Raw genomic sequence first — 12114 nt, 5'->3', positions numbered from 1 at the left:
CCCCGGCGTCAGGGGCCCGTCCCCTTTTCCGGGCTCCGTATACGGGATCGATAGGGCGTCGATAGCCCGCGCGCGTTGCATGGACTCCATCCAGACCCAGTGGAGGGACATCCGATGAGCGAACAGCCGAACGACGACCGGACCGTGTACCGCGTCGTGCTCAACGACGAGGAGCAGTACTCGATCTGGTGGGCCGCACGGGAGCTGCCGGCCGGCTGGCGGGAGGAGGGCACGACCGGGACCCGCGAGGAGTGCCTGGCACGGATCAGCGAGATCTGGACCGACCTGCGCCCGCTGAGCCTGCGCCGCCGTATGGCCGAGGCCGTCACCGCGTGATCCACACCTGATGAAGGAGTAAGAAGTGAACGACCAGACGCCGTCGGGTACCGCCCCCGGCCGCCTGCTGCTCCCCGCCCTGATCGCCGCCCAGGCTGCGCGCACCCCCGAGGCCCCCGCGCTCCGCGCGGCCGACGGTTCTGTCCGCAGCTACGCCGAGCTGGCCGAGCAGGCCGGACGGGTCGCGGCTTCGCTGCGCGCCCGCGGCGTCGGCCCCGGCGACATCGTCGGCGTCTGCCTGCGGCGCGGGCCCGGCCTTCCGGCCGCGCTGCTCGGCGTGTGGTGGGCCGGTGCCGCGTACCTGCCGCTCGACCCGGCCCACCCCGCCGACCGGCTCGCGCTCCAACTGGAGGACTGCGACCAGCCGTTGGTCCTGGCCGAGGCGGCCACCGAGGCCGCGCTGCCGGACTTCACCGCCACCCTCCGGCTCGACGCCGACGCCGGTACCGCCGCGGGCCCGTTCGTGCCCGGCGAGGTGCCGTTCGACCCGGAGGCGCCCGCGTACGTGCTGCACACCTCCGGCTCCACCGGCCGCCCCAAGGGCGTGCTGGTGCCGCACCGCGGCATCGCGAACCGGGTGCGCTGGCTGGTGCACAAGCACCGGCTCGGCGCCGCGGACCGGATGCTGCTGAAGACGACGGTCGGCTTCGACGCCGCCGGGCTGGAGCTCTTCGCGCCCCTGGTGGCCGGCGGCACGCTGGTCCTCGCCCCCGAGGGTGCCGAGCGCGACCCCGCGGCGCTGCTGCGGGCCGCCGCCGACGCCGAGGTGACCGTGCTCCAGGCGGTCCCGTCCGTCTACCGGCGGCTGGTCGAGGAGCCGGGATGGAACCGGCTGCACGCGCTGCGCCTGCTGTTCAGCGCCGGCGAGCCGCTCCACGCGGAGCTGTGCCGGCGCCTGGCCGCCGCGGTGCCGGGCGTGGAGATCTGGAACACCTACGGCCCCACCGAGGCCTCGGTCGACGTGACCGAGCACCGCTTCGACGCCGAAGTCGACTCCGGTGCCGTCCCGATCGGGCGGCCGCTGGGCGGCACCCAGGTGCTGCTGCTGGACCAGGCCGGCCGGCCAGTGCCGGTGGGCGTGCCGGGCGAGCTCCACGTCGGCGGTGCCGGGCTGGCCCTCGGCTACCTCGGCCGGCCCGGGCTCACCGCCGAGCGCTTCGTGCCGCACCCGGTCACCCCGGGCGCGCGGCTGTACCGGACCGGCGACCGGGCCCGGTGGCGCGCCGACGGCGCGCTGGAGTACCTCGGCCGCCTCGACCAGCAGGTCAAGGTCAACGGCGTCCGGATCGAACCCGGCGAGGTGGAGGCCGCGCTGGTGGCCCACCCGTGGGTGCGCGAGGCCGTCGTCGGGGCCGTCCCCACGGCGGACGGCGGTTACCGCCTCGCCGCCTGGGTGCAGTCGCGCGGCGAGGCGCCGCGCCCCGACGAGCTGCGGGCCTTCCTGCGCCGCGCGCTGCCCGAGCCGCTGCTGCCCACCGTCTACGTGCCGGTGTCGGCCTGGCCGCTCACGGCCAGCGGCAAGATCGACCGCGGCGCCCTGCCGAACCCGTCCACGGCCGCTCCCGCCGAGGCGCTCGTGCCCGTCCGCACGGCCGCCGAGCGGCTGGTGGCGGAGCAGTGGTCCGAGCTGCTCGGCACGCCGGTCGACGAGATCGGCGCCAACAGCGACTTCTTCCAGCTCGGGGGATCCTCGCTCCAGTTGACCCGCCTCGCGGTCCGGCTGACCGAGGCGCTCGGCACGGTGGTGCCGGTCCGCCGGCTGCTGCTGGCCTCGACGGTGGCGGCCCAGGCGGCGTTGCGGGAGAGCGCCGCCGAGGCCGGTGCCGACGCGGCGCCGACCGCGCTGCTGCCCGTGCACCGCCGTGCGGAGGGGCTGCCGCTGGCCCCGGGGCAGCAGGGCCTCTGGCTCGCCGACCGGCTCCGGCCGGGCAGCGCCGAGTGGACCGCGCCGGTCTTCGTCCGGCTGCCCGCCGACCTCGACGACGACGCCGTGTACGCGGCGCTCGAGGAGCTGGCCGACCGGCACGAGATCCTGCGCACCCGCTACCTGCTGCGCGGCGCCGAGCCGGTGCAGCTGGCCGACGTCACCGGGCCCTGGCAGATCGCCACGGCCACCGTGACCGACCCGGAGCAGCGGTCCAGGGTGATCGCCGCCGAACTGGCCCGGCCGTTCGACCTGGAGCACGGCCCCGTCTGGCGGGCGCTGCTGGTCCGTGAGGCCCGGGCGCTGACGGTGGTCCTGTCGGTGCACCACATCGCCTGCGACGGCTGGTCGTCCGTGGTGCTCGAACGCGACCTGCGCGCCCTCGCCGAGGCCGCCGCGACCGGTGTCCCGGCCGTCCTGCCCGAGCTGCCCGTGCAGTACGCCGACCACGCCGTCCACCTGCGCCGCCGGCTGAGCGAGCCGGCGATCGAGGCCGAACTCGCCTACTGGCGCCGGGCCCTGGACGGGCTGCCGACGGTGGACCTGCCGACGGACCGGCCTCGGCCCGACCTGCGGGACGCGGCGGGCGCGGCGCACCTGTTCACCGTCCCCGCCCCCGTCGCCGAGGCCCTCGCGACCCTCGGCCGGAGCTGGGGCGCGACCCTCCCGGAGACGCTGCTGGCCGCCTTCGCCGCGCTGGTCGGCCGGCTGACCGGCCACTGGGACCTCCCGATCGGCATCCCCGTCGCCGGGCGCGACCAGGACGAGGTGGCCGACGTCGTCGGCTTCTTCCTCAACACCCTGGTGTTGCGCTGCGACGCCCCCGCGGAGTCCACTTTCCGCGACGCGGTGGCGCTGGTCAGGGACCGCTCCCGGGAGGCGCGGACCCACGCCGACCTGCCGTTCCACCGGCTGGTCGAGGAGTTGGGCGGCGGCCGCGACCTGGGCCGGACCCCGCTGTACCAGGTGATGTTCGACGTCCACGAGGAGGGCCGCACCGGTACCGTCACGGGCGCCGAGGACCTCGAGGCGTTCCGCAGCGGCTGGCGGGTCGCCCGCACCGACCTCACCGTCGTGCTCCAGCGTCAGGAGGACGGCTCGCTGCTCGGCATGGCCGAGTACGCCACCGCGCTCTTCGACGCGGCCACCGTCGAGCGGCTCGCCGACTGCTGGCTGCGGCTGCTGGAGTCCCTCGCCACCCGGCCCTTCGCCCGTCTCGACGAGGCGGAGCTGCTGCCCGAGCGGTTGCGCACCCGGATCCTGGCCCAGGGCCTGGGCCTGCCGGAGCCGGGCGCAGGGCTCCGCGCCGTGACCGGCGTGGAGGCCGTCGTCGCCGAGACCGCCGCGGTCGCCCCCGAGGACACCGCGGTGGTCTGCGCGGTCGAGAGCGGGGCTGCCGGGAACGGGGCGGTCGAGAGCTGGAGCTACCGGCGGCTGCTGCGCCGTGCCGCCGCCGTCGCCGCGCGGCTGCGCGGGCTCGGGGCCGGTCCGGAGACACGGGTGGCGCTGCTGCTGCCGCGCACCCCGGACCTGATCGCCACCGTGCTCGGCTGCTGGCAGGCGGGCGCGGCCTACGTGCCGCTGGACCCGGCCGCCCCGGACGAGCGGCTCGCCTACGTCGTCGCCGACGCCGGGGCCACCGTGCTGGTCTCGGACGGCGCCGGAGCGGACCGGCTGGCCCGCGCCGTCGCGGCCGCCATGCCGGACCGGGCTCCCCTCGCCGTGCTGGCGCTGGACACCGACGCGGAGCTCGCGGCCGCGCCGGAGGCCGACCCGGCCGCTGAGCGCCACGACCCGGCCCGGCTGGCCTACGTGATGTACACCTCCGGCTCGACCGGCCGCCCCAAGGGCGTCGAGGTCGAGCACCGCACCCTGCTGCGCATGCTCCGCGCCGCCCAGGCCCACCTGGACTTCGGCGTCGGACCCGACGACGCGTGGCTGGCGCTCGCCCAGCCGACGTTCGACATCTCCTGCACCGAGCTGTTCATGCCGCTGGTCGCCGGGGGACGCGTGGTGCTGGCGGGAGAACAGGACCAGAACGACCACCGTGCCCAGCTGCGCCTGATCGACCGCCACGAGGTGACGCACCTGCAGGTCGCGCCGGCGCACTGGCAGATGCTGATCGACGCCGGGCTCGGACGCCGCGTTTTGGTCGGCCAGACCGGCGGCGAGCCCTGCCCGCCGTCGCTGGCCCGGGAGCTCTCGCGCCGCCTGCAGCGCTTCGTCAACGAGTACGGGCTAACCGAGACGACGATCGCGGCCACCCGCTGGGAGGCCTCCGACGCCGCTGTCACGGTGCCCGTCGGCAGCCCCTATCCGCACGTCACCGCCCGGGTGCTGGACGCCTGGCTGCGTCCGGTCCCCTACGGCGTGGTCGGTGAGCTGTGCGTCGGCGGCGTCGGCCTGGCCCGCGGGTACCACGGCCGCGCCGACCTGACCGCCGCCGCCTTCGTGCCCGACCCCTACGGCGCCCCGGGCACCCGGCTCTACCGCACCGGCGACCTGGCCCGGCAACGGCCGGACGGGGCGCTGGAGTTCGTCGGACGCCAGGGCGGGCACGTGAAGATCCGCGGTCGCCGGGTCGATCCCGGCGAGGTCCAGGGCGTGCTGGTGGAGCACCCCGCCGTGGCCCAGGCCGTCGTCGTGGTCCAGGGCACTGGCCCGGAGGCGGCGCTGGTCGGCTACTGGGTCGGTGACGGCCACGGCACCACCGAGGCGCAGCTGCTCGACCACTGCGCGGCCAAGCTCGCGGACTACATGGTCCCGGCCCTGCTGGTCCACCTCGACGAGCTGCCGCTCAACCGCCACAACAAGGTCGACACCGCCGCGCTCCCGGTCCCCGACCTGACCGCCGCGCTCGGTGACGAGCCCTACACCGAGCCCGAGGGCCCGGTCGAGGAGGCGCTCGCCGAGATCTGGGCCGAGGTGCTGCACGGCGAACCGGCCCAGGCGCCGCGGATCGGCGCACGGCAGGGCTTCTTCCGGATCGGCGGCAACTCCGTGCGCGCCGCCCGGGTCGTCGCCCGCATCCAGGAGGAGTTCGACGTCGAGCTGCCGCTGCGGGCCGTCTTCGAACACCCCACCGTGGCCCGGCTCGCCGAGGCCGTGGAGGAGGCCCTCCGCGCCGAGCTGGAGGCGCTCCACCTTGTCACCGCACCCACCGCAGACGCCGTCGTTTCCAGGGAGTACTCGTCGTGACCGCACCCACCGCCCCGACACAGCAGGAGCTGCGGGCGGAGCTCATGCGCCGGCGGGCCGCCGCCAAGGCCGGCCGGCCCGCGCACAGCGGCATCCCCCGGGCGCACGGCCAGGACCGGCTGGAGCTCTCCGCCGGACAGCGCCAGCTCTGGTTCCTGCACCAGCTGGACCCGGACAGCCCCGAGTACCTGCTGCCCATGTCCTTCCGGCTCTCCGGCCCGCTCGACGCCCGGGCGCTGCGTGCCGCCTTCGACACGCTGGTGGCCCGGCACGAGATCCTGCGTACCCGCTACCTGCTGCGCGGCACCGGCCCCGTCCAGCTCGTGGACCCGGCCGAGCCGGCCGACTTCGCCGTGGAGGTCCGCTCCGGGCTCGCTGCGGCGGATCGTGAGGCCGCTGCCGTCGCCTTCACCCACGAGCGCGCCGTGGAGGTCTTCGACCTCACCGTCGAGCACCCGCTGCGGATCCGGCTGCTGCGGCTGGCTGAGGACGACCACGTGCTCAGCGTGGTGATGCACCACATCGCCTGCGACGCGCTGACCAGGCCGCTGCTCCTGCACGAGGTGGCCGCCTGCTACCGCGGCGAGCGGCTGCCCGAGCCGTCGCTCCAGTACGCCGACTACGCGGCCTGGCTGAATGCTCGTCAGGCCGACGGCTCCCGTGCGGGACTGGAGTGGTGGCGCGAGCGGCTGGCCGGGGTCGCCCCGCTGGGACTGCCCACGGACCGGCAGCGCCCCGCCCAGCGCGACTGGGCCGGAGCCGTCGCGGGATTCGACGTGCCGGCCGGTGTGGCCGCGTCGCTGCGCGGTCTGGCCACGGACGGTCTGGCCACGGACGGTCTGGCCGGGGGCGGCGAGGCCACCCTGTTCATGGTGCTGCTCACCGCGTACCAGGCCCTGCTGGGCCGCTGGGCGGGCAAGCAGGACGTGACGGTCGGGACCGCCGTCTCGGGCCGGGTCCGGCCCGAGCTCCAGGGCATGGTCGGCTATGCCTACAACAGCCTGGCCCTGCGCGCCCGCTGGTCGGGCGAGCCGTCGTTCCGCGAGCTGCTCGCCGCCAACCGCGGCACCGTGCTGGACGCGTTCGACCACCAGGAGGTGCCGTTCGACCGGATCGCCGACGAGCTGGAGCCCGAGCGCGACCTGTCCACCACCCCGCTGTTCCAGGTCATGTTCGACCTGGCCGCGGACGGCGGCGCGGGCCTCGACCTGCCGGGCGTCACCGCCGCACCGGTCGCCGCCACCGGCCGGATCGCCCGGTTCGACCTGACCATGCACCTGGCCGAGCAGGCCGACGGCTCGCTGCACGGCAGCCTGGAGTACGCCGCGGCCCTGTTCGACCCGGCCACCGCCGAGCGGTTCACCGAGCACTACACCCGGCTGCTCGCCGCCGTCGCCGCCGAGCCCGACCGGCCGCTGGCCGAACTGGACTTCCTGTCGGAGGGGGAGCGGCAGCTGCTGCTCCACGGCCGGCCGGAGCCGGTCGGCACCGAGCGGCCGCTCGACCCCGCCGCACTGCGTCCCGTCGTCGAGCAGCTGGCCGCGCAGGCCCGCCGCACCCCGCAGGCCGTCGCCCTGCGGTGGGCGGGCGGCACCACCAGCTTCGCCGAGCTGGATGCCGCCGCCGGGTGCTGGGCCCGCCGCCTGGCCGAGCTGGGCGCCGGGCCCGAGACGACCGTCGGCGTGCTGCTCGACCGCTCGCCCGAGCTGGTCGCCGCCCTGCTGGGCATCTGGCGGGCGGGCGCAGCCTACGTTCCGATCGACCCCGGCTACCCGGTGGACCGGATCGCCTACATGACGGCCGACACCGGCACCCGCCTCGTGGTCACCGAGTCCCGCTACGCCGACCGCTTCCCGGCGGCGCGACCCGTCTCGGACGGCACGGACGGCGCGGACGGCGCGGGCGGCGGGAACGCGCCGCGCCTGGTCCTGGCCGATGACCCGGCCGAGCAGCGCGCCCGCGCCGCCGCCACGGCCGAGCCGCCGCAGCGCCACGACCTGGACCAGCTCGCCTACGTCATCTACACCTCCGGCTCGACCGGGCGGCCCAAGGGCGTGCTGATCTCCCACCGGGGCCTGGCCAACTACCTGGGCTGGACCGTCGACGCCTACGCGAGCGCCGGGACGGGCGGGGCGCCGCTGCTCTCCTCGGTCGCCTTCGACCTCGGCGTGCCGGACCTGTTCACCCCGCTGCTCACCGGCCAGCCGGTGCACCTGCTGCCGCAGGACTTCGACACCGCCGACCTGGGCGCGCTGCTGGCCGAGGCCGCGCCGTACGCGTTCATCAAGCTCACCCCCGGCCACCTCGACCTGCTGCAACAGCAGTTGACGCACGAGCAGATCGGCTCGCTGGCCGGGCTGGTGATCGCGGCCGGTGACTCCTTCACCGCCCGGCTCACCGAGCGCTGGGCCGCCTCCGCCGGGGCGGGCGGGACGCCGCTGGCCGCCGAGTACGGCCCGACGGAGATCACCGTCGGCAACTCGGCCTACTTCGTCCGCGAGCCCGTCGCGACCGAGCTGGTCCCGATCGGGCGCGCGATCCCCAACACCACCATGTACGTGCTGGACGACCGGCTCCGGCCGCTGCCCGTCGGCGTCGTCGGCGAGGTGTGGATCGGCGGCGTCGGCCTGGCCCGCGGCTACTCCGGACGCCCGGACCTGACCGCCGAGAAGTTCCTGCCCGACCCGTACGGCGCGCCCGGCGCGCGGCTCTACCGCACCGGTGACCTGGCCCGCGTCCTGCCAGACGGCGAACTGGACTTCGTCGCCCGCGTCGACCACCAGGTCAAGCTGCGCGGCTACCGGATCGAACTGGGCGAGATCGAGACCGCGCTGACCGCCGACCCGGCGGTGGCCGAGGCCGTCGCCCTGGTCCGCGAAGACAGCCCCGGCGACCGTCAGCTCGTCGCCTACGTGGTGGCCGCGCCGGACGCCGACAAGCAGGCACTCGGCCCCGCCGCGCTGCGGGCCCGGCTCACCGGCCTGCTGCCCTCGTACATGGTGCCCTCCGCCTACCTGCGCCTGGAGGTGGTCCCGCTGACCGCCAACGGCAAGCTCGACCGCCGGGCGCTGCCCGCGCCCGGCCGCGCCGCCACCGCCGTCGGCGAGCACGTCGCCCCGCGCGACGCCACCGAGGCGGCTGTGGCCGCCGTCTGGGCCGAGGTGCTGGGCCTGGACGAGGTCGGGGTGCACGACAACTTCTTCGACCTCGGCGGCGACTCCATCCGCGCCGTGGCCCTGGTCGGCGCGCTGCGCGCGGCCGGCTTCGAGACCACGGTCCGCGACGTCTTCGACCGCCGGACGGTGGCCAGGCTCGGCGCGCTGCTCACCGAGAACGCCGAGCTGGCCGAGGACGGCGGCGCCCCGCAGGGTCCCGAGGCACCGGTCGCGCCGTTCGCGCTGATCGGCGCGGAGGACCGGGCGGCCCTGCCGCCGGGCGTCGTCGACGCCTACCCGGTCTCGCTGATCCAGGCCGGGATGCTCGTCGAGATGCACGGCGCCGACGAGAACCGGTACCACAACATCACCTCGTTCCGGATCCGCGACGACCGCGCCTTCGACCCCGGGGCCTTCCAGCGGTCGGCCGACCTGATCGTGGCCCGGCACGAGGTCATGCGCACCTCCTTCGCCCTCGCCGGGTACGCGCGGCCGCTCCAGCTGGTCCATGCGACCGGTTCCATGCCCGTCGTCGTGGACGACCTGCGCGGCCTGCCGCGCGGACGTCGTGAGCAGGCGCTGTGGGAGTTCGCCGACGCGGACCGGGCGGTCCTGTTCGACCTGGAGCGCGCGCCGCTGATGCGGATGGCCGTCCATCTGCTCGACGAGGAGAGCTGGTGGCTCTCCATCACCGAGTGCCACCCCGTCATCGAGGGCTGGAGCTACCACTCCCAGCTGATGGAGCTGCTGCGCGCCTACGACCGGATCGTGCGGGGGCTTGCGCCCGAACCGGCCCCGCCCGCGCCCGCCGTGCGCTACGCCGACTTCATCGCCGCCGAGCTGCGCTCCCTGGACGACCCGGCGGACCGGGAGTTCTGGCGCGGCGTGGTCGAGGACCACGAGCGGTTCACCATCCCCGCCGGCTGGGCCGCCGACGCGGACGGTGTCGCGGGACCTGCGGGCGGGGGCGACCCCGACGAGCGCTACCGCCTGGACCTCCCGCTCGGCGATCTGGAGCCCGGCCTGCGGGCGCTCGCCTCGGCCGCCGAGGTCCCGTACAAGAGCGTGCTGCACGCCGCGCACAGCAAGGTCCTCTCCCTGCTGACCCCGGCCTCGGCCTTCCGCGGCGGCATGGTCGCCGACGCCCGGCCCGAGCGGGCCGGCGCCGAGCGGGTCTCCGGGATGTACCTCAACTCCGTGCCGTTCCCCTACCGCAGGGCCGCGTCGACCTGGGGGGAGCTGGCCCGCGAGGTCTTCACCCGCGAGATCGAGCTCTGGCCGCACCGGCGCTTCCCGATGCCGGCCATGCGCCGCCCGGGCGGCGAACGGCACCTGATCGACGTGCTCTTCCACTACCTGGACTTCCACCAGGTGGACACCGAACTCATCGACATCATGGCCAGCCGGGACGACAGCCCGAACGAGTTCCGCCTGGTCGTCGGCACCCCGGTGCGCGGGCACCTCTCCCTCGCCTCCCGGTCCGGCACGGTCACCCGCGCGCACGCGGAGCGGCTGATGGAGCTCTACCGCGCGGTGCTCACCGACATGGTCGCCACCGGCGTGGACGGTGGCGCGACCGGGGCCTTCCCCGACGCCGCCGAGCTGGCCCGCCTCGCCGCTCCCGCCAGGCCGCACCCGGCGGCGCCGCGCGACCCGCTGGCCGCCTTCGAGGCGCAGGCGGCCGCGACCCCGGACGCGACCGCGCTGCGCTACGGCGCGGGCGCCGCCGACGCCCTGTCCTACGCCGAACTGGACGCCCGGGCCGAGCGGTTCGCCGCGGCGCTGACCGCGCTGGGCGCCGGCCGGGAGAGCCGCGTCGCGGTGCTGCTGGACCGCGGTCCGGAGCTGGTCGCCGCGCTGCTCGGGGTGTGGAAGGCGGGCGCCGCACAGGTGCCCGTCGACCCGGCCACGCCCGACGCCCGCCTGCGCGGCTTCCGTTACGACCTGGCGATCACCCAGGCCGCCCACGCGGACCGGCTGCGGCCCGCAGCGCCGCGCCTGCTGGTGGAGCGGCTGCCGTTCGCCTCGGTCGCCGCGACGCGACCCGAGACCCTCCCGGAGCAGCTCGCCTACGTCCTGCACACCTCCGGCTCGACCGGGACGCCCAAGGGCGTGGAGATCAGCAGGGCCGCGCTCGCCCACTACCTGGACCACGCGGTGCGGCAGTACGCCCCGGCCGGCACGGGCGGGGCGCCGAGCCTCGGCTCGATCGGCTTCGACCTGGGCCTGGCCGCGCTGTGGGCGCCGCTGATGACCGGGCAGTCCGTGCACCTGCTGCCGCCGTGCGTCCCGCCCGGTGAGCTGGGCGCACGGCTGCTGGAGGGCGCGCCGTACGCCTTCCTCGGGCTCACCCCGGGGCAGCTGGCCCTGCTGGAGGTGCAGTTGACGGACAACCAGCTCAACTCGTTGGCCGCCCTGGTGGTCTGTGCGGGCGACGCGTACCCGGCCGCGCAGGCGGCCCGGTTGCGGCGCCGGGCCCCCGGGCTCCGGCTGGCGGCCGAGTACGGCCCGACCGAGGCGACGGTGGCGGCGACGGCCTGCGAGGTGCCCGAGTCCGTCGCCCGCGCCCTGGTGCCGCTCGGGCGGCCGCTGCCCGGCGCGGTGGTCCGCCTGCTCGACGACGAGCTGCGGCCGGTGCCGGACGGCGTCGTCGGCGAGGTCTGGCTCGGCGGGGCGGGCCTCGCCCGTGGCTACGCCGACCGGCCGCTGCTGACGGCGGACCGGTTCCTGCCCGACCCCTACGGCCCGCCCGGATCCCGTCTCTACCGCACCGGCGACCTGGCCCGGCATCTGGCCGACGGCGCGCTGGAGTTCACCGGCCGCGCCGACGAGCAGCTGAAGATCAACGGCCACCGCGTCGAACTCGGCGAGGTGGAGGCGGCTCTCGCGGCGGACCCGCAGGTGCGCGACGCCCTGGTGCTGGCCGTCGACGCGGCGGACGGCGGACGCCGGCTCGCGGCGTGGGTCGTGCCGCTGCCCGGGACCCGTGCCGCCGAGCTGTCCGTCCCGGCGCTGCGGGACCGGCTGCGGACGGTGCTGCCCACCGCCCTGCTGCCGTCCACCGTCCGGGTGGTCGAGGAGCTGCCGCTGACCGGGCACGGCAAGCGGGACAAGGCGGCACTCGCCGCCCTGACCTCCGTCGCGGACCGCTCCGCCACCTCCGTGGCCGTCCCCTTCACCGCACCACGCACCGCCACGGAGCGCCTCCTGGCCTCCCTCTGGGCAGAGGTGCTGGGTCTGTCCCGGGTCGGCGTCGACGACGACTTCCGTGACCTGGGCGGCGACTCGCTGCTGGTGCCGCCGTTGCTGCTCGCCGCGGCGCGGGAGGGGCTCCGGCTCGACCTGGCCACCGCGCTGCGGCACCACACCGTCGCCCGGATCGCCGCCGCCCTGGACGCGAGCGGCCACGGCGTTCCCGCCCCCGCCCCCGTCCTGGACGCGAGCAGCCACGGCGTTCCAGCCCCCGCCACCCGTCCACAGAGCCCGGAAGGACCGCACTGA

The 12114-nt window shown here is 76.1% G+C and carries 3 protein-coding genes; all 3 read left to right on the top strand.

The features are described from left to right. Positions 1-114: 114 nt before the first annotated feature. Genes ABH931_RS26385 through ABH931_RS26375 form a run of 3 tightly spaced genes read left to right on the top strand, consistent with a single transcriptional unit; the run spans position 115 to position 12114 of the window. The gene (locus tag ABH931_RS26385) at positions 115-336 is read left to right on the top strand and encodes an MbtH family protein (RefSeq protein WP_370118069.1); all 222 of its coding nucleotides are present in this window, start codon (positions 115-117) and stop codon (positions 334-336) included. A gap of 25 nt (positions 337-361) precedes the next feature. Then, the gene (locus ABH931_RS26380) at positions 362-5458 is read left to right on the top strand and encodes an amino acid adenylation domain-containing protein (RefSeq protein ID WP_370118066.1); all 5097 of its coding nucleotides are present in this window, start codon (positions 362-364) and stop codon (positions 5456-5458) included. Continuing rightward, positions 5455-12114, top strand: a complete 6660-nt coding sequence (locus tag ABH931_RS26375; RefSeq protein ID WP_370118064.1) for an amino acid adenylation domain-containing protein — start codon at positions 5455-5457, stop codon at positions 12112-12114. Before ABH931_RS26380 ends, ABH931_RS26375 begins: the two co-directional genes overlap by 4 nt.

The organism is Streptacidiphilus sp. MAP12-33, assembly GCF_041261265.1.
Taxonomy (GTDB): Bacteria; Actinomycetota; Actinomycetes; order Streptomycetales; family Streptomycetaceae; genus Streptacidiphilus.
The sequence above is the reverse complement of the archived record's forward strand: the minus strand, read 5'-3'. Positions and strand labels throughout refer to the sequence as shown.

Coding starts and splice junctions, on each gene's coding strand:
- ABH931_RS26385 (WP_370118069.1), top strand. CDS start 115: ATGAGCGAACAGCCGAACGACGACCGGACCGTGTACCGCGTCGTGCTC.